The organism is Bacillus sp. SA1-12, from assembly GCF_000981385.1.
Lineage (GTDB): Bacteria > Bacillota > Bacilli > Bacillales > Bacillaceae > Metabacillus.
Genome location: NZ_LATZ01000024.1, coordinates 1 through 26,408, shown reverse-complemented (window position 1 = coordinate 26,408; position 26,408 = coordinate 1). Strand labels below are relative to the sequence as shown.

24 protein-coding genes are annotated in these 26,408 nt (G+C 36.2%); 16 read left to right on the top strand and 8 right to left on the bottom strand.

The window, feature by feature from the left end; translation table 11 throughout:
• The first annotated feature begins 206 nt into the window (after nt 1–206).
• Nucleotides 207–1,538: a hemolysin family protein gene (locus WQ54_RS14135; protein WP_046517569.1), complete on the top strand. Its 1,332-nt coding sequence runs from the start codon at nt 207–209 to the stop codon at nt 1,536–1,538.
• Nucleotides 1,539–1,640: 102 nt separating this feature from the next.
• Nucleotides 1,641–2,633 carry an L-glyceraldehyde 3-phosphate reductase gene (mgrA, locus tag WQ54_RS14130; RefSeq protein ID WP_046517567.1) on the top strand — a complete coding sequence of 331 codons (993 nt, stop codon included), beginning with the start codon at nt 1,641–1,643 and terminating at the stop codon, nt 2,631–2,633.
• Nucleotides 2,634–2,990: 357 nt separating this feature from the next.
• On the opposite strand, the gene WQ54_RS14125 is transcribed toward mgrA, so the two are convergent.
• Both WQ54_RS14125 and WQ54_RS14120 read right to left on the bottom strand, forming a co-directional pair.
• Entirely contained in the window at nt 2,991–3,617 is a 627-nt protein-coding gene (locus tag WQ54_RS14125) for a polysaccharide deacetylase family protein (RefSeq protein ID WP_052737793.1), read from the bottom strand.
• A 3-nt stretch (nt 3,618–3,620) separates the two neighbouring features.
• Nucleotides 3,621–4,499, bottom strand: a complete 879-nt coding sequence (locus tag WQ54_RS14120) for a glycosyltransferase family 2 protein (protein ID WP_084822056.1) — start codon at nt 4,497–4,499, stop codon at nt 3,621–3,623.
• Between the two features lie 397 nt (nt 4,500–4,896).
• Here WQ54_RS14120 and WQ54_RS14115 point away from each other — a divergent pair, with 397 nt between their 5' ends.
• From WQ54_RS14115 to WQ54_RS31930, 7 genes are all read left to right on the top strand, one after another.
• Nucleotides 4,897–5,286, top strand: a complete 390-nt coding sequence (locus WQ54_RS14115) for a ribbon-helix-helix protein, CopG family (protein ID WP_046517566.1) — start codon at nt 4,897–4,899, stop codon at nt 5,284–5,286.
• Nucleotides 5,287–5,449: 163 nt separating this feature from the next.
• Nucleotides 5,450–5,836 (top strand): hypothetical protein, encoded by a 387-nt coding sequence (locus tag WQ54_RS14110; RefSeq protein WP_046517565.1) that lies wholly within the window; start codon nt 5,450–5,452, stop codon nt 5,834–5,836.
• A 381-nt stretch (nt 5,837–6,217) separates the two neighbouring features.
• Nucleotides 6,218–7,174, top strand: a complete 957-nt coding sequence (locus WQ54_RS14105; RefSeq protein ID WP_046517563.1) for an ABC transporter permease — start codon at nt 6,218–6,220, stop codon at nt 7,172–7,174.
• Entirely contained in the window at nt 7,161–8,117 is a 957-nt protein-coding gene (locus tag WQ54_RS14100; protein WP_046517562.1) for an iron chelate uptake ABC transporter family permease subunit, read from the top strand. The genes WQ54_RS14105 and WQ54_RS14100 overlap by 14 nt, the downstream gene beginning before the upstream one ends.
• Complete coding sequence (locus tag WQ54_RS14095; RefSeq protein ID WP_046517561.1) at nt 8,114–8,881, top strand: ABC transporter ATP-binding protein; 768 nt, start codon at nt 8,114–8,116, stop codon at nt 8,879–8,881. Before WQ54_RS14100 ends, WQ54_RS14095 begins: the two co-directional genes overlap by 4 nt.
• Nucleotides 8,882–9,154: 273 nt before the next feature.
• Nucleotides 9,155–10,198 carry a siderophore ABC transporter substrate-binding protein gene (locus WQ54_RS14090; protein WP_046517559.1) on the top strand — a complete coding sequence of 348 codons (1,044 nt, stop codon included), beginning with the start codon at nt 9,155–9,157 and terminating at the stop codon, nt 10,196–10,198.
• A gap of 439 nt (nt 10,199–10,637) precedes the next feature.
• Nucleotides 10,638–12,695, top strand: a complete 2,058-nt coding sequence (locus tag WQ54_RS31930; RefSeq protein WP_052737792.1) for a GAF domain-containing protein — start codon at nt 10,638–10,640, stop codon at nt 12,693–12,695.
• A 77-nt stretch (nt 12,696–12,772) separates the two neighbouring features.
• On the opposite strand, the gene WQ54_RS14080 is transcribed toward WQ54_RS31930, so the two are convergent.
• Nucleotides 12,773–15,112: an FdhF/YdeP family oxidoreductase gene (locus tag WQ54_RS14080; protein WP_046517557.1), complete on the bottom strand. Its 2,340-nt coding sequence runs from the start codon at nt 15,110–15,112 to the stop codon at nt 12,773–12,775.
• Between the two features lie 148 nt (nt 15,113–15,260).
• Between WQ54_RS14080 and WQ54_RS14075 the strand changes: the two genes are divergently transcribed.
• Nucleotides 15,261–15,839 (top strand): NAD(P)H-dependent oxidoreductase, encoded by a 579-nt coding sequence (locus tag WQ54_RS14075; protein WP_046517556.1) that lies wholly within the window; start codon nt 15,261–15,263, stop codon nt 15,837–15,839.
• Between the two features lie 138 nt (nt 15,840–15,977).
• The gene (locus WQ54_RS14070; protein ID WP_046517555.1) at nt 15,978–16,559 is read left to right on the top strand and encodes a class D sortase; all 582 of its coding nucleotides are present in this window, start codon (nt 15,978–15,980) and stop codon (nt 16,557–16,559) included.
• A gap of 30 nt (nt 16,560–16,589) precedes the next feature.
• On the opposite strand, the gene tatC is transcribed toward WQ54_RS14070, so the two are convergent.
• The 3 genes from tatC to WQ54_RS14055 all read right to left on the bottom strand — a co-directional run bounded on the left by tatC (nt 16,590) and on the right by WQ54_RS14055 (nt 19,269).
• Nucleotides 16,590–17,336 carry a twin-arginine translocase subunit TatC gene (tatC, locus tag WQ54_RS14065; protein WP_046517553.1) on the bottom strand — a complete coding sequence of 249 codons (747 nt, stop codon included), beginning with the start codon at nt 17,334–17,336 and terminating at the stop codon, nt 16,590–16,592.
• Between the two features lie 99 nt (nt 17,337–17,435).
• Nucleotides 17,436–17,666 carry a twin-arginine translocase TatA/TatE family subunit gene (gene tatA / locus WQ54_RS14060; protein WP_046517551.1) on the bottom strand — a complete coding sequence of 77 codons (231 nt, stop codon included), beginning with the start codon at nt 17,664–17,666 and terminating at the stop codon, nt 17,436–17,438.
• A gap of 703 nt (nt 17,667–18,369) precedes the next feature.
• Nucleotides 18,370–19,269: an RluA family pseudouridine synthase gene (locus tag WQ54_RS14055; RefSeq protein WP_046517550.1), complete on the bottom strand. Its 900-nt coding sequence runs from the start codon at nt 19,267–19,269 to the stop codon at nt 18,370–18,372.
• A 384-nt stretch (nt 19,270–19,653) separates the two neighbouring features.
• On the opposite strand from WQ54_RS14055, the gene WQ54_RS14050 reads away from it, so the two are divergent.
• A complete protein-coding gene (locus WQ54_RS14050; RefSeq protein ID WP_046517626.1) occupies nt 19,654–20,058 on the top strand; it encodes a DUF5365 family protein in 405 nt (134 codons plus the stop codon).
• 61 nt (nt 20,059–20,119) lie between these two features.
• Here WQ54_RS14050 and WQ54_RS14045 read toward each other — a convergent pair whose 3' ends face one another.
• A complete protein-coding gene (locus WQ54_RS14045) occupies nt 20,120–20,587 on the bottom strand; it encodes a thioredoxin family protein (protein ID WP_046517548.1) in 468 nt (155 codons plus the stop codon).
• Nucleotides 20,588–20,590: 3 nt separating this feature from the next.
• Entirely contained in the window at nt 20,591–21,022 is a 432-nt protein-coding gene (locus WQ54_RS14040) for a disulfide oxidoreductase (protein ID WP_046517546.1), read from the bottom strand.
• Between the two features lie 185 nt (nt 21,023–21,207).
• Here WQ54_RS14040 and WQ54_RS14035 point away from each other — a divergent pair, with 185 nt between their 5' ends.
• From WQ54_RS14035 to WQ54_RS14020, 4 genes are all read left to right on the top strand, one after another.
• On the top strand, nt 21,208–21,645 hold the full coding sequence (locus WQ54_RS14035) for a CBS domain-containing protein (protein ID WP_084822052.1): 438 nt from the start codon (nt 21,208–21,210) through the stop codon (nt 21,643–21,645).
• A 147-nt stretch (nt 21,646–21,792) separates the two neighbouring features.
• Nucleotides 21,793–22,452: an HAD family phosphatase gene (locus tag WQ54_RS14030; RefSeq protein WP_046517625.1), complete on the top strand. Its 660-nt coding sequence runs from the start codon at nt 21,793–21,795 to the stop codon at nt 22,450–22,452.
• A gap of 42 nt (nt 22,453–22,494) precedes the next feature.
• On the top strand, nt 22,495–24,036 hold the full coding sequence (locus WQ54_RS14025; RefSeq protein ID WP_046517544.1) for a bifunctional GNAT family N-acetyltransferase/carbon-nitrogen hydrolase family protein: 1,542 nt from the start codon (nt 22,495–22,497) through the stop codon (nt 24,034–24,036).
• A 304-nt stretch (nt 24,037–24,340) separates the two neighbouring features.
• Nucleotides 24,341–26,086 (top strand): phospho-sugar mutase, encoded by a 1,746-nt coding sequence (locus WQ54_RS14020; protein ID WP_046517543.1) that lies wholly within the window; start codon nt 24,341–24,343, stop codon nt 26,084–26,086.
• Nucleotides 26,087–26,408 lie beyond the last annotated feature (322 nt).

Below are 26,408 nucleotides of genomic sequence, written 5' to 3'. Positions count from 1 at the left end.
AAAGACAGTTTGATTAAAAAGGCAATAGATTAAAGAAAAAGCTCTTGCTCATTTACCCGGTACGGGTTTTTTTGCGTTTTAAAGTAATTTGTTTTTATCATTCAGAAATATCTTCCTTAAAAAAATCAACAATTTAGGGCATGATAAAATATTATACTTGGGATTTGCAAAGAAATGATCTTTTTTAACACCGGGGGTTGGTCTTATTGGCATTGGAAATTGTAATTCTAATCATTCTTATAATAGTAAATGCATTTTTTGCTGCTTCTGAAATCGCTCTGATTTCATTAAACGATAACAAGATCAAGATATTAGCTGAGGGCGGGGATAAGAAGGCAAAAATGTTGAATAGCCTTCTGGCTGAACCGAGCAGTTTTTTAGCAACGATTCAAATCGGGATTACACTTGCGGGATTTTTGGCGAGTGCATTTGCGGCAGAAAGCTTTGCAGGACAATTAGCTAACTTGTTGTACGAATGGGGTGTGCCAATTTCTGAGGAATTGCTTGGGACAATCTCAGTAATTGTCATTACAATCGTACTTTCCTATTTCACATTAGTTTTAGGAGAGCTTGTACCAAAGCGGCTTGCACTGCAAAAAGCTGAAGCGATCTCAACATTTGCTGCCACTCCGCTTACACTTTTATCGAAAATATCAGCGCCATTTGTCAAATTGCTTACCTTATCGACGAATTTCATCGTTCGTTTATTTGGAGTTGATCCAAATGCCGATGATGAAAAAGTCACGGAAGAGGAAATTCGTATGATGGTCGATGTTGGGAAAGAAAGAGGAACAATTCAAGAAACCGAAAAAATTATGATTAATAATATATTTGAATTGGATAACAAAACAGTATCGGATATTATGACACATCGAACAAACATTGTTGGGATTCCTCTTGATTATACGTTAACTGAAACCGTCCGGTTAGTAAATGTTGAGAAGTACACAAGATTCCCGGTCTACGAGGAAAAAATAGATCATATTGTCGGTATTTTACACGTGAAGGATTTAATCCAGTTTATCGAAAATTGTCATGAACAAGCATTTAATGTGAAGGAATTACTTAGGGAACCCTATTTTGTTTTAGAATCAAAACGGATTGATGAACTGTTTAAGGAAATGCAAATGAATAATATTCATATGGCAATTGCGATTGACGAATATGGCGGAACAGATGGGGTTGTAACGATTGAAGACGTAATTGAAGAGATTGTTGGAAATATCTTTGATGAATACGATGATCGTGGAATCGATGAAGAAGAAATTATAGAACTAGATGAAAACAATTATCTTATACCAGGAATGACCAATCTTTATGTTGTTGAAGATTTGTTGAACATCCACTTTCCAACAGAGGATTTTGATACATTAAGCGGCTTTGTTATTGGGCAGCTAGGTTATATTCCAAATGAAGACGAAAAACCTGAAGTTGAATTTGAAAATATCTTGTTTAAAGTTGAAGAAATGGAAGATAAACGAATTCTGTTATTGCGAGTATCAGTATTAGAAAAGAAAGAGGCAGAAGTATATGAATGAAGCCAGTTTCTAAAAAATAGAGCTGGCTCAGTTTATTTTGAACACAAATCTATAAGAAATGAGGTAGAATAGAGTAGATAGTGATTTTGAAAGGGGATACATATGGGGTATTTAGCGAGTAAAGAGCGGTATGAAACGATGAAGTATAACCGTGTTGGGAACTCAGGTTTGTTACTGCCGGCAATTTCATTAGGGTTATGGCATAATTTTGGCGGAGTAGATTCTTATGAAAATGGCAGGGCCATGCTGCATAAAGCGTTTGATTTAGGAATTACCCATTTGGATTTAGCAAATAACTATGGTCCGCCTCCTGGAAGTGCCGAAGAAATGTTTGGAAGGATGCTGAAAACAGATTTTGCGGCATATCGAGATGAAATGGTCATTTCGACAAAAGCTGGCTACCATATGTGGGATGGCCCTTATGGTGACTGGGGATCAAAAAAATACCTAATTGCCAGCCTTGATCAAAGTTTAAAACGGATGGGTCTAGATTATGTTGATATCTTTTATTCGCACCGTCCTGACCCTAATACACCGTTAGAGGAAACAATGGGGGCTCTAGCTCAGATTGTCCGACAAGGGAAAGCACTATATGTTGGAATTTCAAGCTATGATGCAGTGCAAACAGCAGAAGCCGTTAAAATCTTAAACGATCTGGGCACACCATTACTCATACATCAACCAAGTTATTCTATGTTCAATCGCTGGATTGAAGATGGACTTCAAAATGTATTAGCAGAAAATGGAGTTGGATCCATTGCCTTTTGTCCATTAGAACAAGGCCTATTAACAAATAAATATATTTCCGGCATTCCGGCTGATTCCAGGGCAGCAAAAGAGAATACGTTCTTAAATAAGGACAGGGTTACAGAACAAGTCGTAAACCGTATACGACAGCTAAATGAGATTGCGGCGGAACGCGGCCAAAACCTTGCCCAAATGGCATTGGCTTGGGTTCTTCGAGAAGGCCGAGTAACCTCTGCTTTAATTGGTGCCAGCAAGGTAAGTCAAATTGAAGAAAATGTTGCAGCGCTTAGTAATCTTTCTTTTACTAAGGAAGAAATAGCAATTATTGATGAGATCTTAAAAAATTAATAATGATCTATGGCTGACTAAAAGAATGCCTGCACAATATGTCGAGGTTTATTGTTTTGGTCAGCTTTTTTATGTATTTTAAATAGACTTGGTTGCTCTTGAGAATAGTCAAAGGCGTGGAACGCCATAAATGTGAAACCTAAGAAGAGACAGGGAAAATCGATCTTTTTAATTCATTAAACGATTTCCCCCAGAAAACATTAACGTGAAGATTTTTTGTATAACCAGAGCTTTACATGTAGTGTACCTTTGCAACTTCTGACAAGCTGTACACTTTAAAAGTTCCTTGGAATGGGTTGACATCCTCAAATCTACCTTTTAGTCATCGTGTAAGGAAAACTAATAATAATACAAAGTCTATTTAATCCATTTTTTTACAATATCATTAAAGACCTCATCATTCACAAGTATACGATTCATCCAGAATCTATCATTATCTGGAGTTATCGATCTGGGAGCAAGAATATAGGCACTCTCATATCCACTGAGATGGACCAAGACTGCTAAATCCTCTCTGCCATTACCATAAGGATAGGCAAAATCTTTCACTTGTATGTTTAAGTTCTTTTCAATTGTTTTTTTACTTAGGAGAAGATCTTCTTTAAAACTTTCTTTCTGGTCTTTATTAAAAAATATAGGCTCTTCTCCAATTAATTTATGCATATCATAGGTATGTGAACCAACAGTAACTAATCCACTATCTACCATTTCCTTCAATTGTTCCCATGAAGACAGCTGTAAGTTTCCAAAATTACTTCCAACATGCCCTGCAATAACAAAGATCGTAAATGGAATATCATATTCTTTTAGAATGGGGAATGCATTTTGATAAACCGTTATATCGACATCATCAAAAGAAACCCAAACACATTTTTCAGGAAATTTGCCTGCTTCCTGAGCCTTTCTAATTTTATCAGGATTAAGAAACGTAGCACCCTCTTGTTTTAATAGCTTTATTTGTTTTTTAAAGTCTTCTTCATACACGTTCTACATTGTTAATTCATCAGAACCTGTTATAAATTCTAGTGTTCTATTAAATAACGTGTTTTCACGTATACGATGGTAATTTAGTCCTAAACATCCATTTGTATTAAGTTCTTCAGGAAAAAACATGGCTGGTTTAGAATAATGCATATTTTGTAAGAAGGAATAAATACATCCAGAAATAACAATTATATCTTCAGTGATCATATCTCTGTCCCAAAGTCCAACATCAATAAGTGCTTTTTTTCGAAAAGCGACAACTACGCCTGAAACAGTCATGATTTTACCCAGTATTCTTTGGGTTCTTTTTATAGCTCCTATAATTGATGCGTATTCAACGATTTGTAAACGGCTGATCAATGTATCTCGATTACGGATTCTAGGGTTACCTGTTACTGCCCCTAATCTTTCTCCTTTATGAAGAAAATGGTAAACAAGGTAATGTGCTGCATATGGATCCAATAAAGCATCAGAGTCTACACACAGAAGATACTCAGCATTTGATGCATGAGTTGCAATAATTAAAGCATTTGCTTTACCCCTATTTTCTTGGCAATCAATGACCTTTAGATCTTGATGCTTTTTAGCTAGTTTCTGAAGGATTTTTAATGTATCATCTGTACTTCCATCATTTACAACGATAATTTCCTTCTTCGGGTAATATATTCCTGATAAATTCTTGATTGTTTCTTCAATCGTATCTTCCTCGTTAAAGCAAGGGACCAAAATGCTAATCAAAGGCCAATCAATATTTTGAAAATCAATAACTTCCTCTTTTTCACGATATCTGAAGAATAGACTGGTACCAGCTATCCAAAGTAAAGACATAATTAAAGGAAACCAAAATACAAATTCGGACAAAAAACCAATAAATTCTTCCATATTTCACCTGTTTCATTTTCATTTATAGAATAAGGAAATAAAAATTCATCCATATTACCTAAGTAATAATACTTATTTAATTCACCTGCTACAAGAGAAATTTATTAGTAAGTAACTGCTTAATGACTTCTCCCTAGTAGATTTGTGTTGTAAAGGAGAAAATAGGTAAATATTACTAACGGTTGATAAGCGGCAAATGGGCAATGTGCAGAAGCTAATTGAAGATTTTATAAATATTCTGTATTTCGCCATTAGAATCTCTGTAAACCTTATCAGAAAATCTGAGCAAGATTTGTCTTCTAGCAATCAAAAATAAACCCCAATGAACGAATTAATATTTACATACCCAATAAGAAAGGGGTATCATTTTCATATCAGTTGTTTCAGGAGAGGAAAAATGAAGGAATTAACATTTAAATCATATGCTCAATTTCAGCAATTTATGGAACATAAGGCGATGGAGAAGGCTGTAATGAGAGGTCTGGAAGATGAAGAGCTCGCCACATTTAAAAAGGAATTTAAGGAAAGAGCAAATAAAATGTGGAAAGAGAATGATTGTGATCATTGGATTGAAAAGCATGGTTATGTCATCATTACAGTGTGGAAGGATGAAATCGGCCGAAGAAAAATTGCTCGAGGCAGGCCGAAAAAGCTTGATTCTGACAAGTTTAACCATTCGATCCATGTACGACTCGATGATGAGGCATACGGAAAGCTTAGCCAATATTGTCGCGAAAAGGACATTGATATTTCAGAAGCAATAAGGGAAATGATAAGAAAACTTTAAAGGTTATAAATAAAAATCCCTCCAATGTGGACAGAGTGTTTATATTGGAGGGATTTTTTGCTTTCTCCATTCAATGGGCGAATCAACCAACTTTTAGATGAATGTACCGGGTTGATAAAAAACTGAATAAACTGTTTGTATGATGGAAGGAGGTAAATGAAAAATGTCTTCACATAATTTTTATGAACCAAATTGGCACTATTATCAGCAGAATCATATAGGAAGGAACCACCAAAGTGCAGGTCAAGGCAAGGTAAGAGTGCAGAATTCAAGTACGGGGACACAGGAACAAGGGGGGATGCCAGATCTTGGTAATCATGGACAAGGCAATGCTCAAGACCCTTTTTATTTCCCGTATTCTCCGATGCAAACTTATAACGGTCCGGTAGATATGCAGCATATGTTCCAAATGCTCCTGAACCTCGGTAATCAGCTGGATCATTTAAATAGGTTGATCGCTCAAAATAATCATTTGTTACAATCAATGAATAACCAGGAAGATACCAAATATGTTCAAGGTGGCAGCGGAACAGTCATTGTAAGGATGTAAATAAACTTAAATAGAAATAATTTGTAAGATGCATTCATACTAGGTAATTGTAAATATATAATACTACCGATCATTCCTTATAAAGGGAGCATCGGTTTTTTTAGTTAGACCATAATTGAAATATGAATAATTTATGAACAAGAGTCATTTTATAACAATATTTTGAAAATAGTTCTTTTCACTAATTATTTTTTGTGATACATTAAATACTGTAGTTGATAATCAATCTCATTGGTAGTGAATTGCATAAGAACAAGCTCTTTTTTTTATTGATAGATGATAATGATTATCAAATATAAATTTTTTAATAAAAGCAGCACTTGGGATGATAAATCATTTTCAATTGTCATACTGAGAATAAATACGTTATGAGGATTACATATGAGACTTTGGATGTTAGTGATTGTGACTATAATCCTGTCATGTGTATCGCTATTTATAGGTGCGATTGATATTAAGATAAGTGACTTGCTCGATTGGAATTCGGATAAAACACAACTTTTCTTAATCAGCCGTGTGCCTCGTTTATTGGCGATTATATTGGCGGGAGCGGGAATGAGTATAGCCGGTTTAATTATGCAGTCTTTAAGTCGAAATAAATTTGTATCGCCAACGACTGCTGGAACGTTAGATGCAGCAAAATTAGGGATTTTAATATCAATGCTGTTTTTTACGAATACAACGTATATGCAAGAAATTATTTTTTGCTTTGTATTTGCTTTAGCAGGTACTTTAATTTTTATGCAAATTCTCGATCGTATTAAATTTAAAGATGTGATTTTCGTTCCGTTAATCGGGATTATGTACGGAAATATTCTGTCCTCTATTACGACGTTTTTTGCATACGAAGCAGATCTTATTCAAAATATTTCTTCTTGGTTAATGGGCAGTTTCACATTGGTTATAGCTGGACGCTATGAGCTGTTATATGTAAGTATACCAGCTGTCATTTTAGCGTATCTTTATGCAAATAAATTTACAGTCGCAGGTATGGGAGAAGATTTTGCGAAAAACTTAGGCTTAAGTTATAAGCTTGTGTTAAATATCGGTCTTATCCTTGTAGCGATTATTTCTACAACTGTCGTGCTTACTGTGGGGGTTATTCCGTTTTTAGGCTTAATTGTTCCTAATATTGTGTCCCTTTATTTAGGTGATAATTTACGCAAAACAATTCCACATACGGCAGTATTAGGGGTTGTCTTCCTATTAGTATGTGACATTATTGGACGTATTGTCATTCATCCTTATGAAATTCCAGTTAATGTAACTGTTGCAGTAATCGGTAGTGCGATCTTCTTAATTATGTTATTTAGGGGGAGAGCATATGCGAAAAAATAGTACGAAGCTGATTTTTTTAGCGGTATTAGCCATTATTTGTATTGTGTTATATGGATTTTATGACATAAAAGGTGGTTTTGATTACGCGTTTCCAAGACGTATGATTCGTGTGACGGCAATGGTTGTAACAGGGATTGCGATTGCGTATGCAACAGTAGTGTTCCAGACCATTACACATAACCGTATTTTAACACCATCAGTAATGGGCCTTGACTCAATGTACGAAGTTGTACAAACGTTAATTTATTTCTTTGCAGGGTCGATGTCTGTTTGGGTATTAAATAAATATTTAAATTTCGGTGCAGCGATTATTGCTATGGTATTATTTGCGCTTCTTTTATACCGTTTCTTATTCCGAGCGGATAAACATCCTATTTATTTACTCCTATTAATAGGTATGATTTTAGGTGCGCTGTTAGGTAGTCTTGTCACTTTTTTACAAGTATTGATTGATCCTGTGGAATATTTAAGTCTTCAATCCCGCTTATTCGGGAGCTTTGCAAACGTAAAGGCTGATTTGTTATATATTGCAATTGGCATTTTAATCATTGCGTTTATTTACGGTTATCTCATTATGGATAAGCTAGATGTTATGTCTCTCGGCCGTGAAAATGCGATTAACCTTGGGATCAACTATGATCGGATGGTAATGAATATATTAATTTTATCATCGGTCTTAATCGCGACCTCAACAGCTTTAGTTGGTCCGATTACGTTTTTGGGTTTAATTGTGGCGAACCTTTCCTATCAATATTTAGTTACGTATAAGCACTCTATTTTAATATTAGGTGCAAGTTTAATTAGTATTATTGCATTAGTTGGTGGTCAGTTCCTTGTTGAGCATATTTTTGAATTACGGACAACGCTAAGCGTTATTATTAACTTCATTGGTGGTATTTACTTCATTTACTTATTATTAAAGGAAAGTAGGGCAGCAGGATGATTGAAATCAAAGGATTAACGAAGCAATTTGGTAAGAAACCTGTTGTAGAAGACGTATCTGTAACAATTGAGCCGGGGACGATTACATCGTTTATCGGGCCAAATGGTGCCGGTAAATCTACACTTCTTTCCATGGTGAGCAGATTATTAGAAGCAGATACAGGGGAAGTATTACTTGATCAAAATAATGTGAAAAAGTGGAAGTCGTCTGAGTTTGCAAAACGCGTTTCGATTTTGAAACAAGCAAATTTCATTAATGTTCGATTGACGGTTCGAGAGCTTATTGCATTTGGTCGCTATCCGTATTCTAAAGGACGTCTTACCACTGAGGATGAAAAATTTGTTGATCAAGCGATTGAATACATGAACCTGACAGAGATGCAGGATAAGTTTTTAGATGAATTATCAGGTGGGCAAAAACAACGTGCGTTTATTGCAATGGTTATTGCACAAGATACGGACTATGTATTGCTTGATGAGCCATTAAATAACTTGGATATGAAGCACTCTGTTCAAATCATGAAGATTTTGCGTAAGCTTGTAGATGAGCTTGGTAAGACAGTGATCATTGTCCTGCACGATATTAATTTCGCATCTGTTTATTCAGACCGTATTGTTGCATTAAAAAACGGTAAGCTTGTAAAAAATGGGCTAACTCATGAGATCATTAATTCGGATGCACTACGCGAAATTTATGATATGGATATTCCAATTCAAGAACAAAATGGATGCCGTATTTGTGTATATTTCAATTCACATACATGAGCCAGCAGTATAGTTTGATAAAAAGTAACCTGGAGGAAAATATTCTAATATAATTTTTCTCCAGGTGTGCTTTTCGATAATGTCAATAATTTAAAAAAAGACTCTTAAAATAGGAGTTTCTAAGCGAGTTTTTAAAGTGAGAGAAATTTTTAAATTATATTAAAAAAGGTATTGACGGTAATGAATATATGATTCTATAATGAGAATCGTTATCAGTGATAATGAGAATCATTAATAATAAATAAAAAAATAGATAAGAGGAGTGTAAGGCATATGAAAAAATGGAATTTAGTTATTATACTTTTAGCGATGTTGTTAATGCTTGCTGCTTGTGGTTCTAATGATGGTGCCTCAACAGAAGAACAAAATGAAACGACTGCTGCTGAAAATCAAACAGCAGAAAAGGAAGATGCAAAAGAGGGGGAAGGTCCTGCTTATCCAATGACTGTATCTCCAACAATTGCATCAACTGAAAGTGAAGAAGCAGGTACAATCAGTTTTGAAGATGTTAAATTCGAAAAGATGCCAGAAAAGATTGTCGTATTTGATTATGGTATGTTGGATACATTAGATTCACTTGGTGTTGATGGGATCGTTGGGGTGGCTAAAGACTCAAGCTTACCATCTCACCTTGAAAAATATTCAAGTGATGAATATGCAAACATTGGTAACTTAAAAACTCCTTTACTTGAAGATATTGCAGCACTTGAACCAGACGTAATCTTCATCTCTGGTCGTCAATCTGCATTTTATGAAGAATTAAAAGAAATCGCTCCAGTTGTGTTCGTTGGTACTTCACAAGACGATTACTGGAACACATTCTTAGCTTCTGTAGATACTGCAGCTAAAATGTTCGGTAAAGAAGCTGAAGCTGATGAATACCTTGCTAAATTTGATGCAGCTTTTGAAGAAATTAAAGCTTTAGCTGGTAATTATGAAACGTCATTAGTTACCATGTACAACGAAGGTAGCTTATCTGGTTTTGCACCAAACTCTCGTTTCGGTTACATTTATGATCTATATGGTTTTAAACCTGTAACTGAAGATATTGAAGCTTCTTCACACGGCTCAAACTTCGGATTCGAAGCAATTTTAGAATTTGATCCACAAGTATTGTTCGTAATCGATCGTACAGCAGCAACTAATGGTAACAAATCTAATATTGAAGCTGACATAGAAAATGATATTATTAAACAAACGACAGCTTACAAAAACAATCATATCGTATACCTAGATGGTCCGCTTTGGTATTTAAGCGGCGGCGGTTTACAATCTGAACTTGCAAAAATAGAAGAAGTTTTAGCTGAATTAAAATAAATAACTAGTGTAACGGGGCTGCCAGAAAGTCAGTAATAACTGATTTTCTGGCAGTTTTTTGTTTTATAAAAAGCAAAATAATTATCAATTTCATAATCCATAAAGTACAAATGAAACACATCTCAGATATCCAACAAGGATAAAGGATTCCCTTTCATGGAAGTTGCCACCCGCTATTAGGAATGATTATTCCTTTTTAACAAATAATAACTACAGAATTTTAGTATTATAATAGATTTTTTTAATTGGGCTTAAGCAGAAAATATGTTTCAGTTTTTGTTTTTATTTTCACTAGTACCTTTGTACCTCAAGTGTTATCTTTTAAATATGGTACGATAAATATGTTTTAAATGTACTGTTTCACATAATCTGAACGAATCTCTATGTAGAAACATGTTAATAAATGTTTGGAGTGATTTCTATTTTTAAGTTAGAGGGTATGTTTAAAGAAAATAGCTCCTCTTTTTTAGAAAAAGAACAGAGGAGATTAGCAGAGTTATATCATCTTAATCTCATTGATACTCCAGAAGAAAAATCTTTTGATCGAATTACAAAATTGGCAAGCAAACTTTTTAATGTTCCTATTTCTCTCATTACGTTAATAACAGAGGATAAACAATGGTTCAAATCCTGTGTTGGTTTACCTGAGAACATGAAGGAGTTACGTTCAACTGAAAGAAGTGCTGCATTTTGCCATTATGTTGTGGTTGATGAGAACCCAATGGTTGTTCAGGATTCATTAATGGATGAGAGATTTATTCATAATCGACTTGTAAAAGAATACAATATTCGCTTTTATGCTGGTGTACCGATTGTAACAAAAAATAATAATATCTTAGGTACTTTATGTATTATCGATACAAAGCCCCGTTCGTTTAGTGATGAAGATTTAAACACATTAATCGATTTAAGTAATTGGGTTAAGGCAGAAATTGATTTAAAGGCAGATTTAATGGAGAAAACCATTAGCGAACGCTCAATCAGGACTCTGCATGAAGTAACAAGTAATCATGAACTGGGATTTCAGGAAAAGTTAAAAAATCTTTTGGACTTAGGATGTGAACGGTTTCAAATGCCAAATGGGATTGTTTCTCGGATACATGATGGAAAGTATGAGGTAATAGGGGCCAAGAGTGAGACAAGCTTCCTAAAATCCGGTGATCAATTTCCATTAGAAGAAACATGTTCATCCGAAGTGGCAGCTGCCTTAGAGCCGATTCATCTTAAACAGACTGGGGATCCATATATCATTAATGGTTTTAGAATCAATGAGTATATCGGAGCTCCGATTTTTGTTAATAATCAATTCTTTGGATCATTTTGCTTTTTAACTGATAAACAGGCTGCTTATAAGATAAGCTATTCAGACTTAGAGTTTTTACAATTAATGGCCCAATGGATTGGAAATGAAATTGAACGAATCCTTTCAGAAAAAAAGCTTAAGGAAAGCCAGGAGCGCTTTCAGCAGATTGCCAAAAATATTAAAGAAGCCTTTTGGATGTATGATCTAAATGATGAAAAGCTCTTATTCATGAGTGCAGCATGGCATGATATTTCAGGCAGGACCTTTGATGACTATAACGAAAATCCTTCTCTATGGTTAAGTTCTATTCATCCAGATGATCTTGATGACACCCTGGATCACATTAAAAATAGTAAGGAAAGAGTGGAATTTGAATGCCGCCTGTTTCATACGAATGGGACAATGCGTTGGATAAGGCATCGTATTGTACCGATTAAAAATAAGGAAGGATCAATCTATCAAATTGCAGGGGTTGCTGAGGACATAACGGATGCAAAATTGAGGGAAGATCTTTTTAGAAAAGCTGATAAGCTGGCAGCAGTAGGACAATTGGCTGCAAGTATCGCTCATGAAATTAGAAACCCGCTAACAAGTATTAAGGGCTTTATGCAGTTAATAAATGAAACACAGTTTCCTTATCAAGAACTATTATTGACAGAATTGAAACAAATTGAAAATTTTATCAATGAAATTTTGCTGCTCGCTAATCCGCATCAAGAAACGAAGCGTGAGAAAAAGAAAATGTATAAAATTCTCCAGGAAGTTTTGACTGATGTAAAGGATCAGGCCAGCTTGTTAAATATTCAATTCTCTTTAAAAGGCGCTGATCCTTCCGTATCCATTCTATGTGATGTGAGTCAGATTAAATTAGTATTGAGAAATATAGTAGACAATGCGATTGAGGCGATGCCAAGCGGGGGAACAATTTCAATTGAGCTTGGAAAGGAAAATAATGAATTTATCTATGTCCTTATTAAAGATCAAGGCATTGGGATTCCAGAAGAAAGGCTGAATAAACTCGGTGAGCCCTTCTACTCTAATAAGGAAAAGGGAAGCGGCTTAGGTTTAATGATCTGCTATAAAATGATTCAAAATCATAAAGGAACAATTGAGTTTAGAAGTCAGGTGAATATCGGTACAAAGGTGAAAATAATATTGCCAATTGAAGATAATACCTATTCGAGAAGCAATTGAATCTCCTCATGTAAAATAAGAGAAAATGTGGCTGTCTAAGACAGCCACAGATCTATCACAAAGGCTGTTGAGAGGTTCTATACATCTAATTCTTCAATTCTTTTTTCAACATACCTTTTATCTTTATGTGCGTGAAATATTTCAGCTTTTTCAACAATCGCGGTTGTATTGTATTCAGGAATTTTTGCAAATGTTTCATAAACACCTTTTGGGATGATGGCATTTCCTTCTGGCCAGTAAACAGCTATATTACCTGGTTTTATTTGCTCAAGTTTAGCACGGCCTTGAAAGCTGCCATATTGATTGTAAATAACAATCATATCGCCATTTTTAATGTCTAATCTTCCTGCATCAATCCGGTTGATGAGGATATCATAGCGGTCAGCTGCATTGAAAGGATCCTTGTCATGATAAATCATTGAATTAAATTGTTTACCGCGTCTAGTTGTTACGTGAAAATGCCCTTCTGATTTACGGTGCTCAGGAAGTTTGATTGGAAGCAGCTGGCCTTTTCCATCAGGGGTTGGACAGATTCCGTCTTCGCAAAGCCAGGCACCTCCCCATTGAAAAACATCCCCTTGCTTTGCTAAAGATTGAATGCCATCATAATGGTGATTGGCTTTTGCAATTTCCTTGCGAATATCATAGACATCGGTAAACTGGATGAACTCTTTTTTATCTGGTATCACTCTTGAGGCGAGGTCAAGATAAATTTCCCATTCACATCTTGCTTCCTTTATTCGCGGTCCCTTTATTTCTGGACTAAAGTAAACCATTCTCTCCGTGCTTGTCGATGTCCCTCCGCCGGGCTGCTCATATCTTGTCATCGCAGGTAAAACAATGACCTCTTCCTTGGCATCTAACAAAGCTGACGTATTGAGTATAATATCTTGATGGACACGTAATTCTACTTTTTCCAGCGATTCTTTAATATATACAGGGTTAGGCATTGTTTCCAGGAAGTTGCCGCCGCTTGAATAAAAAATTTTTAGTTTCTTAGGATGCTCATTTGGCAAATTCATATTTTCAATAGATTGACCAACAGTATCACCTTGCCACTTGGGAATGGAAAAGCCCCATAATTTTTCGATTCTTGCAATAGCAGCTGCTTCAAATTCACCGCCTGGTAAGGAGTAAGGGTCACAGCCCATTTCACCAGAGCCTTGTACACCACTGTGGCCCCTTATTGGCATTAAGCCGCATTTTTCTTTGCCGATAAAACCTTTTAACATGGCTAAATTAGCGACCTGTGAGACATTATCAGTTCCAAATCGATGCTGGGTCAACCCCATACTCCATACAAAAACACCCGTTTTAGCATGACCGACCAGTTTTGCGAACGCACACATACGTTCCTTTGTTAAACCTGAAGATTTTTCAAGGTCACTCCATTTCATATTCATAACATGTTCTCTTAATCTATAAAAACCATTTGTATGATGGTTAATAAAGCTTTTATCTAATATGTCTCCTGGATTTCGCTTCTCCATTTCAAACCAATGTTTCATCACTCCATTTATAAATGCGATATCTCCGCCGATGTTTACTTGGAAAAAATCGTCTGCGATTTTTGTGCCGAAGATAGCACTTTCGGGGATAGAAGGTATCCAATACTTTTTCATTGAAGGCTCAAAATAAGGATTGATCAAGATAATTTTTGTGCCAGCTTTTTTTGCTGCGTACATGTACTTGGTTGAGACAGGTTGATTGTTAGCAGCAACAGATCCCCAAAACACTAATACATCCGTGCCGATCCAATCTTTATAAGAACAGCTTGAAGCACCAATTCCTAATGAACGCTTTAAGGCCGTTTTACTAGGGGAGTGGCAAATTCGTGAGGCATTATCGATGTTGTTTGTACCTAAAAAACGAGCAACTTTTGCAGCTGTGTAATAGACTTCATTGGTTATTCCGCGTGCTGTTAAATAAAAGGCAAGCTGCTGAGGATTCGTTTTCCGCATTTTCCTTGCAATTCGATTTAGAGCTTCATCCCATGTTATTCGTGAAAATGAGTTATCCCCTTTTTTTCTTAAAAGGGGAAAGGGAATTCTCCCTAGTTTTCGTAGATCTGTGCTGGATAGTTGTTTAAGCTTATCGATATCCTTTAACCAATGCTCTTCCATAGCAGGCATTGTGTTAAGCCTGAGAACATTTAGTCTAGTAGAACAAAGATGCGGGCCTATTAATGTTTGATCCTGTAAGCCGGATACCCCTAATGCACAACCGTCACAAACTCCCTTCGTTAAGATGCGGTAAGCATAGGGCAAGCTATCTTTATTTTCCCATATGATGTCTAAGGTATCCTTAACATGATGGGGTTTTACATTTCCAAATCCAAATGGTGATATTCCTGCCCATAACGATGGTTTTAGTTTTTTATCTAGTTTTATTGGTCCGTCATGCTTTGACTTCCCCATGACCTCACCCCTAACTTTTAGTAAAAAGCTATCTAATGTTCCTGTTTACCAACCATTATATGATGATCAAAGCTGCTTTTATTATTCCTAAATGAATACAGGCCGCGAAAAGATCCATACTAGAAAAAAATAACGTTTGGAGGCTTGTATGAACACGCTCATCATATTGGCACATCCTAATGAGGATAGTTTTAATCATGCGATTTGCAATGAGGTAAAAGAACATTTAACCAAGAAGAACTATGAGGTTAAAATCCGTGATCTTTATAAGCTTAAGTTTGATCCTGTATTAACAGAGGATAATCATACAGAGTTTTATCAAACAAAGCTTCCTAGTGACATTCTGGCAGAACAAAATGAAATAGCTTGGGCAGAAAATCTGGTCTTTATTTTTCCAACCTGGTGGTGCGGAATGCCGGCAATATTGAAAGGGTATATTGATCGGGTGTTTACAAATGGATTTGCTTTTAGATTTGGAAAAAGCGAGGTCGATGGTCTTCTAAAAGGGAAACGTGCCATTATATTACAAACAGCCAGCCAAACAGAAGAATTTATGAAGCCCAGCCAGCTTGTCTCATCTATGGAAACGTCTATGGATGTCGGAATTTTTGATTACTGTGGCATCAATGTCATAACACATAAATTTTTATTTTCCGTGCCTCATGTTGATAAAGAAACGAGAGAAAAAATGTTAAAAGAGATTGTAGGCGTAATAGAAATTATATAGTGCAAAGGTTCCGGTTTTACGGGGACATTAGTATTTACAAAAATTTAACAATAGAAACTGCCATTTACTTGACCCTATTAAAAAAAGGACATCGTCTCTGTGATATAATGTATCTATTAATAGGGGAAAGAGTGAAAGATGATGAAGAAGCTATCCTATTTATTAATTGTTGTTGGTCTTTGTATTGTGGGATATGCTGGTTGGGAAATGGTTGATACCAAAATGCAAACGTCAAAATCATTACAGGATGCTCATGCAATAGTTAAATCTCCGTCTAAAAAAGAAGTGTTTAAAGATAAGGACGGGGCATTTAAACCGCCTGTTGGTGAAGCGGTTGGGATCTTACATATACCAAGGCTTAATGCAGATTTGCCGATTGTGGAAGGAACAGATCCTGATGATCTTGAAAAAGGTGTTGGCCACTATAAAGGAAGTTATTATCCTGGAGAGAATGGACAAATTGTTTTATCAGGACATCGGGATACTGTGTTTCGGAGAGCTGGAGAGCTAGAAATCGGAGATTCACTCGAAATTGGTTTGCCATATGGCAGCTTTGAATATGAAATAACGAAAACAAAAATTGTAGAAGCGGATGATGTAAGTATTATCACCTTACAAAATGAAACAGAGGAGCTTCTCTTAACAACCTGCTATCCGTTCAGCTATGTTGGCAATGCACCGCAGCGTTACATTATCTATGCCAAGACAAAGAATATTTAATAGAAAAACAGCCTGAAGAAATATGAAACCTCAGGCTGTTTTTTCATTTGATTGCATCAAGCTTTGTTCAAGAGCAATCTTCTTTCGGTATACAATTTTTGATAATGTAATACTGAACTCGTAAAGCAGCAATAAAGGGATTATTACTAAAATATCTGATATAAAATCAGGCGGAGTGATAAAAACAGAGACTACAATTAAAACAAAATATGAGACCTTCCTAGTTTTAGCTAGCCTTTGCGGATTAATAATACCTAGTCTAGTTAAGAACATGACAACTGCGGGCATCTCAAATAAAAATCCAAAAGGCAAAGTAAGGTTAATCATAAATCGAAAGTATTTATCGACCGTAAAAAAGGTTTCAAATTGATCTCCGGCAAGGTTTTGCAGGAAAGACAGAACGATGGGAAACAATACAAAATAACCAAATGATATCCCTGAAAGAAATAAAATAAAAATTCCAGGGATAAATGCTAACGTAACCTTTTGCTCTTCCTTTTTCAACCCAGGCTTGACAAAAAGCCAAATCTGCAATGCCGCAACAGGAATCGTTAAGGTAATCGCGCTAAAACCTGCGATCGCCATATAAATCCAAAGAATATCTCCCGGGCCTAAGATAGCTAATTGATCATTAAGATCTTTTACTAAAAAATTATGAATGTCCTTTACAAAAATAAAAGAGCCAAAGAGAGTAAGGATGAAAAAAGTCAATGTAATAATAATCCTTTTCCTCAACTCGCTCAAGTGTTCAATCACATTCTTTTCTGTTAAGTCCATGCTATTACTCCTTTCCCTAAAACTAGAAATTTCAAATTCACCATAAGAGAAAAAAGATGCAAACAGAAAATAGTTAGTTCCTGTCTACATCGATTTTTGTTAGCTTCCAGTTTTTGTTTTTGAACTTTCAACCGCATGAAGCTTTTTATCATCTTCTTCGTTATCAGTATCTTTCTTATCACCATTTACTAAATCATTTGTGGCTTTTTTAAACTCTTTTAAGGTTGATCCGAAAGCTCGTCCAATTTCCGGAAGCTTTGAAGGGCCAAAAATAATTAATGCAATAACTAAAATTAAGATCAGTCCAGGTATACCTATGTTTTGTAACATCTTGAAACCTCCAATTAAAATAGAATATTTTTAAAGAACCGGCATCCTAAGGCGTGAGAATGCTCCAGCATAAAGAACAGGAATCTCTTTTTGTTAGAGCAAATAACCTTTACCCGGATGTACGAGTAAAAACAACCTATAACACTGTTTATTTCTCTAATCTAATAAAGATCATATCTATAAGCTCTAAATAAATCCCTCCTTGATCTAGTTGATAAGTGTCAACGGGGAAAATCATGTCTATGTACAAGCTATCAGTAAATTATTAACTTCATGTTGATGTACTGTTAATATTTTATTAATTCAAAAAATCAGGCAAAAAGCACCACATACTACGTGAACCATAGGTAATGGTTTCGAGTAGGTGGTGCCAGTATTTGTCGAAAAAATATATAAAAGATGATTTTGAAGATAAATAAGCCTTGATTCTAGGTAAATCTTTAATAACGAAGAATTATCTGCAATTTTGAAGACAAATCATTGCCCTACAGGACAATTCTGCGCTTCTCAAAGTGTTGTTTGTCCTATAGGAGCTTTCTACGGGACTTTCCTGGATTCTTAAACTAGAATTTGTCCTGTCTAGCGACATATTGAAATTCCTTATAAACTAAGTCAACATCGAATGGCTATCGCTCTTCGTGTTTCCATTGCCTACTTAACGGGCCATAAAAGTGTTTTTGATGAAACTCCCAGGTCCGGGATTTCATTTTCTAAGAAAGGGAAGCATATCCTTTGGAAAATCAGCCTCAATCTCCACCTTTTCGCCTGTAAGCGGATGGGGAAGGGTCACCTTTGCCGCATGAAGTGCTTGTCTATTAAGAATCCTTTTTTTTGCCCCATATAACACATCACCAATGATCGGATGGCCGATAGAGCTTAAATGCACGCGAATTTGATGAGTTCTTCCAGTATCAAGCCGGAGTTCAACAATCGATAATTGTTGATCTGGGATATATTGCTTGACTTGAAAATGGGTTATCGCCTTTTGCCCGGTAGGAGAAATCCTTCTTCGTGTAGCATGATGACGGTCCTTTCCAATTGGTTTGTCAATCGTTCCCTTTGCTTGAGACAGCTTGCCTTCAGCAACAGCGATATATGTTCGTTTAATTTGTCTTTGCTCAAGAGCTTTATCCAATAATGTATGGGAAAGGTCATGCTTGGCAAAAATGATGGCTCCGGATGTATCCTTATCCAGTCGATGAATATGCCTTACTTTGAGCTGTTCGTCGTTCAATTGATAATAATAAGCAATGCCATTTGCCAATGTACCTGTTTGTCCAGGGGCATTAGGATGTGTATCGATGCCTGCTTGTTTATTGACAATCAGCATATGGTCATCTTCATACAGGACTTCAATAGGATGCTGTTCTGGAATAACACTATAATCCTCCTTTATAAATAAATGTAAGGATAAACAATCATTGACCTGAAGTCTGTGATTAACATCTGCTTGCTGATCATTCTTTCTAATGGACTTCGCTTGATTCCATTTTTGTACAAGGGCTTTTGAAGCACCAAGTTCCTTTGTTAAGACATGGAAGATGGTGTTATTAGCCCAGTTCTCCAGGATATTGATTTCAAGCCATTCACCTACTCGTTTCAAGAAGTTCACCAACCTTATTGTATGTACTGTTGTTTTTTATGCTTTAAGAAATATAAAATTCAGATTTGGTTGCTCACGTATCAGATGAAGCACAGGATGTGCAAATGCGATCAGTGCGATTAATGCAGCGCTTTTCACTAAAAGTGCCCAGCTAGAAAGCAATGATAAATTTGGAATTTAGGTCCGATTCGGTTTATTTGCATTAATCTGTTCAAGGCGTTTCCGCTTTTGGACCTTCTCTTTAAAAAAGTATACAGAACCAATATTGGATGTACAATCTAGTTCCGGTAACACTTACCTCTAAAATGCCTGAATATACTATGGTATGCTTACAGTAGCTCAAGATAAAGAAGAATTGATAGGAAGAATAAAAGGGTGATTGAAATGAAAGTTGTTGTTGCGTCAACTGAAGAACAAGAGCGTCATATCGATGAGCTTGTTGAACAATTGTATACGGAGATATTTCCGAGATTTTTCCCAGACAAAGAAATTAGATACCTAAAAGGACAAAAGGTCTTAAAGCCGCAGGAATCAGATCAAATGTATAATGGGACATTAAAGGATGCTTTTCATATTATTTCAAGCCTTCAGGCGGTTATTGCAGTGCTTGATCATATTGACAATTGCAAGGATGAAAAAGAATATCAAGAGATGTTTGATCGAAACAGCAATAATTTAAATGAATATGGCTACTTTTTCCCGCTGTCATTTTCTCAATTCAAAGAAGCTGAAAGTCAAGAAGGGGAGTTTAGCCAGTTTATCAAACCGGCCAATAGCTTAATCATTTAACAAAAAAGAGGATGTTTCAAAAGGGCCTGACCCATTTGAAACATCCTCTTTAATTTTTTTATTAAGATTCCCATTCAGTCAACAAATTACGGAAATATTCTTCTGTATTTGAACCTTCACTGCGGGCAACCTCTTTTCCATCCTTGTAATGAACAAGTGTAGGTGTGGCATTAATGCTGTATTGAGTCCAGCCGTCCTCAAATTCTAACAGGTTAAATTGATTGATCTCAACACCAAGCTCTTCTGCGACAGGCATGAGAACAGGGGTTGTTGCCTGACAGTGCGTACAGGTTGGACTGAAGTAGTAAACAATTGTTTCCTCTTTATTTTCTAATTTTGATTCCAGCTCTTCAGGAAGAATAATGTTTTGATAATTCGGGTCATCTAATTGGTCAATGGTTGCCGGGTCTAGGTTATCCTTTCCATAGACATTTCCTTCTGCTTTTTGTTTATTTTGATAGGTAGTGATAAAGGCCAGTGTACCAAATAAAATGAGAATGACGGCACCAAAAATAATAATTTTTTTCAAGAGTTAACGACCTGCCTTTTTTAAAATTAGTAAGCTTGTGGTGAAGATAATGATAAATGCTACAAGTGCCAAAAACGGGATGGTAATAAATCCAAGCCAATTGATGTATTCACCTGTGCAAGGGACAATCCCGCAAGTAGCCGATTTTTCGCCCAAAAAGTCAATCTTTTGAATGCTGTAATGGTAAATAGAAATACAGCCGCCAATCGCTGACAGTATAAGGGAATAAAGAGCAATTGAAGCATCCTTCTTAAATACGGCAACTCCTAATATAATCACTAAAGGATACATAAATATTCGCTGGTACCAGCAAAGATCACATGGTATATATTTTAATATTTCTGAGAAATAGAGACTGCCTAATGTAGCAATAAATGAAGCAATCCAGCCAATGGTTAATAAATTTTCAACCTGCTTTTCCTTAGAACTCGACATGACATCTCCTCACAATGATAATGTTTTCTTAAATTATAGTCGTAATCGGTATGATCTGTAAAATGGATAGATTGTGAACTGAAGGGAAGGCTTCTAAACAAAAAACGATTTGTCCTTTTAATATTCCCAATAAAATTTTCTATAAATAAAGTACAACAATCTGTTAAAACTATGTACGAAAGGAGATGATTATGTTGAATAATACAATTCAGGAATGTATGACAACAAATGTTGACACGATTTCTTCCAATCAAACGATTAAAGAAGCAGCAGAAATAATGAGCAGAGATAATGTTGGTTCAATCCCGGTAGTTGATAATGGTCAACTTAAGGGAATTGTGACTGACCGTGACATTACGGTTCGTTCAACTGCAGAAGGACTTGATAGTAATACACCTGTTTCACAGGTTATGTCCACTAACCTTGTATCAGGACACACATCAATGTCTGCTGCTGAAGCAGCAAAGATCATGGCGCAGCATCAGATCCGTCGCTTGCCAATTGTTGAAAACAATCAACTAGTGGGTATCGTTGCACTAGGTGACCTTGCAACGAACCAAATGTCTGACCAAGCTGCAGGTGCAGCCTTGACAAACATTTCTGAACCAAACAAAACAACTTAAACTGAAATCTCCTTGGGGGCTGACGATGTCAGTCCTCTTTTTCATGTTTTAGCAATGCATGCTTATAAAAAGAGACCGTGTATGAAGAATGCCGTAAAAATGAAAACTAATGTTAATTTTTGTATAATAGGATTAGAGGTGATTGATATGATAAAAGCCATTATATTTGATTTTGATGGATTGATTTTAGATACAGAAACACATGAATATGAAGTTTTATGTGAAATTTTTGCTGAGCATCGCTGTGAACTCCCTTTAAGTCTCTGGGGAAAATTGATCGGAACTAAGTCTGATTTTAATCCTTACACATATCTTGAAGAGCAAGCAAAGAAAAAACTTGATCACAATGAATTGTCACAACGCCAAAAGGAACTGTTTTTGCAAAGGATTATCCAAGAAAATGCAAGGCCTGGTGTTGTGGACTATTTAGATGCTGCAAAAACTCTGGGTCTCAAGGTTGGCCTGGCATCGAGCTCTAATTATGAGTGGGTGTCAAACCATTTAAAAAGGTTAAACTTATTAGATCGGTTTGAATGTATCCGTACATCAGATCATGTCCAAAACGTAAAGCCTGATCCAGCTCTGTATCTTGAGGCTGCCAAGTGCCTCGGAGTAAGGCCTGACGAGTGTATCGCGTTTGAAGACTCAGCAAATGGCGCTTTAGCAGCAAAGCGGGCAGGGATGAAATGCGTGACAGTTCCAAACACTGTCACAAAGGATTTAGCGTTTTGCGAAGTTGACCATAGCTTAGAATCAATGGCACATATGGAATTAAAGGAATTAATCTCGTTTTTAGATAAGCAATAAAGGGTAAAATATACTGAAATTAGATCAGGAGGAGCCGCAACTATGTCGGAAAAGCTAGATTTATCTAAATTTGAGAAGAAAATGGTAATACGCAATATTGAAGAAAGTGACATTGATGAAATTTTAAAGCTGCAAACGAAATGTTTTCCAGGAATGACGCCTTGGAAGCGAGAACATTTAGAAAGCCATCTTGAACATTTTCAAGAAGGTCAGTTTTGTGCGGAATTAGAGGGGAAAATCATTGGTTCCTGTTCCAGTCTGTTAATTAACTTTGATGAATACGATGATCGCCATACATGGGATGATATAACGGATAATGGCTATATTACAAACCATAATCCAGATGGCTATAATATGTACGGAATTGAAGTCATGGTCCATCCGAATTACCGCCGTATGAAAATCGGTCACCGTTTATATGAAGCTAGAAAGGATCTTGCAAGAAGGCTGAATTTAAAAAGTATTATCATTGGAGGAAGAATTCCTAATTATTATAAATATGCAGATGAGTTAACACCAAGACAATATGTCCAGCAAGTATCTTTACATAAAATATATGATCCAGTTCTTTCTTTCCAATTATTAAACGAGTTTACCCTAATGCGAATTAACCCTAATTATTTACCAGACGATTTAGCATCTTATAAATACGCAACATTAATGGAATGGAATAATGTTGATTATCATGCAAATACAAAACGATTTTATAAAACATCCCATCCTGTTAGGATTTGTGTTGTGCAATATATGATGAAGCAGATTAATTCTTTTGAGGAATTTGCGAAACAAGTAGAGTATTACACAGATGTGGCTTCAGATGCCGGTTCCGATTTTGCCGTTTTTCCAGAAATCTTTACAACTCAATTAATGTCCTTCCTTGATGAAAAGGTACCAAGTAAAGCGATACAAAGGCTGACTGAGTATACGGAGGAATATATCGAGCTATTCACTGAGTTAGCAGTACGGTACAACGTCAACATCATTGGCGGCTCACATGTTGTTGAGGAAGAAGGACGAATTTACAATATAGCCTATTTATTTAGAAGAGATGGGACAATTGAAAAGCAATATAAACTGCATATTACTCCGAACGAACGTAAATGGTGGGGGATTAGCAGAGGCAATGAGGTAAAAGTATTCAATACGGACTGCGGAAAAATTGCGATTCAAATTTGTTATGATATTGAATTTCCTGAGCTGGCAAGAATTGCAACCGAGAAAGGAGCGAAGATTATTTTCAGTCCATTCTGTACGGAAGACCGACAAGGCTACTTAAGAGTCCGGTATTGTGCGCAGGCTCGTGCTGTCGAAAATCAAATTTATACAGTTATTGCTGGAACAGTCGGTAACCTGCCCCAAACTGAAAATATGGATATTCAATATGCGCAATCTGCTGTTTTTGCCCCATCTGATTTTGAATTTGCCCGTGATGGCATTGTTGTTGAATGCAATCCGAATATTGAGATGGTGGCCATAGGAGACGTCGACTTAGAAATTTTAAGGCGCAAGCGTCAATCAGGAACGGTTAATCAATTAAAGGATCGCAGACATGATATCTATTCCATTCAGTATAAGAAGAAGTAATTAATAGGGTCTGGTCTTCATTCATTTTTGAAGCACAGACCATTTTTCTATTTTTTTCGTAAAAGTCGGCTTTTGTCGATTAATTATTATGTTGGAAAAATAAAAAATAAAATGAATGGTGTTGATCCATCTTTGCCTTACCTCCTAACATTGTTTTGAAATAACTTCTTCCGGCAAACTTCCTCATAATATCACCAAATCTGTTGGATTTTGTAGAAATTCAATTATGTGGAAGGTCCAAGAATATGCTAAAATAGGAATGTCATTTCGGGGAGAATACTAATAAAAGATCCAGGAGGTAACGATGAGCTGGGAACAAAGCTATCAACGTTGGAAAAATAAACAGGATTTAGATCAAGAATTACAAACATTATTAAGTAATATCGAAGGAAATGCCAAAGCATTAGAAGATTGCTTTTACAAAGACTTAGAATTTGGTACAGGCGGTATGCGCGGTGAAATTGGACCGGGTACAAATCGTATGAATATCTACACTGTTCGTAAAGCATCTGAAGGATTGGCAACATACATAGATTCATTTGGTGAAGAAGCTAAAAAACGCGGCGTAGCGATTGCGTATGATTCTCGCCACAAATCACCGGAATTTGCAATGGAAGCTGCTAAGACATTAGCTTCACACGGCATTCAAACATATGTATTTGAAGAATTACGCCCTACTCCAGAGCTTTCATTTGCTGTTCGTTATTTAAATGCTTTTTCTGGAATTGTCGTAACAGCAAGTCATAATCCGCCAGAGTATAATGGTTATAAGGTTTATGGCGAAGATGGTGGCCAATTGCCTCCAGCAGCAGCTGATACGGTTATCGATTATGTAAATAAAGTAGAGGACGAATTACTTGTTGAAGTAAAAGAAGAGGCGGAGTTAAAAGCACAAGGTCTAATCAAAATGATTGGAGAAGAAATTGACCAAGCCTATACAGAAAAACTAAAAACAATTTCTGTTAACCCAACTTTATCAAATGAAGTGGATGTAAAGGTTGTCTTTACACCATTACATGGGACTGCAAACAAACCTGTTCGCCGAGGGTTAGAAGCATTAGGCTATAAAAATGTAACGGTAGTAAAGGAGCAGGAGCTTCCAGATCCTAATTTCTCTACAGTTAAATCTCCTAATCCGGAAGAGCATGAAGCTTTCACACTTGCGATTCGAGATGGTGAAGCAATTGATGCAGATATTCTGATTGGAACAGATCCTGATGCTGACCGACTTGGAGTTGCCGTGAAAAATAATGAGGGGCAATATGTCGTATTAACTGGAAACCAAACTGGTGCATTGCTGCTTCATTATTTGCTTTCTGAGAAAAAGGCAAACGGAACCCTTCCTAGCAATGGGGTTGTATTGAAAACAATTGTCACATCTGAAATCGGCCGTGAAATCGCAAAATCCTATAACTTGGATACAATTGATACATTAACAGGATTTAAATTTATTGGTGAGAAAATTAATGAATACGAAAGAACTGGACAATATGAATTCCAGTTTGGCTATGAGGAAAGCTATGGCTACTTAATCGGAGATTTTGCACGTGATAAAGATGCGGTACAAGCAGCATTGTTAGCTGTAGAAGTCTGTGCCTTCTATAAGAAGCAAGGATTAACCTTATATCAAGGACTTCTGGAAATTTTTAAAGAATTCGGCTATTACAAGGAAGGGCTTAAATCGTTAACATTAAAAGGAAAAGAAGGAGCCGAACAGATTCAAAGCATTCTTCATTCCTTCAGAACAAATCCTCCTTTGGAAGTAGCGGGTAAAAAAGTGACAACAATTGAAGATTATAAAACAAGCGAACGTCAAAACGTTGTTGCTGGCGTTACTGAAAAGATTGAGCTGCCAGGCTCTAATGTATTAAAATACACGCTTGAGGATAACTCATGGTTCTGTGTAAGACCATCAGGTACAGAGCCGAAAGCTAAGTTCTATTTTGGTGTTAAAAGTGATTCACTGGAACAAAGCGAACAGGAGCTTGCGGCATTAGAAGCAGGGGTAATGGAAAAAGTAAATGATTTGATCGCTGAATTAAGTAAATAAAATAAAAGGCAGAAAACGGACAATACACTGTAACAAATTATTCTAGGATTGTCTTGTCAAAAATTTTATAAGAATTAAGTACATCACTTATATAGTGGTGTACTTTTTTTGTTTTAAGGACCAAACCTGCTTTTTTGAAGAACATTACACCAGCACCCTAACGGAGTAAAATCCTTGATAGTGGTTGTGAAGACCAAATCTACCGCTCCCCAACGGTGTAAAGTCCTTGATAGTGGTTGTGAAGACCAAATCTACCGCTCCCCAACGGAGTAAAGTCCTTGATAGTGGTTGTGAAGACCGAATCTACCGCACCCAATGGAGT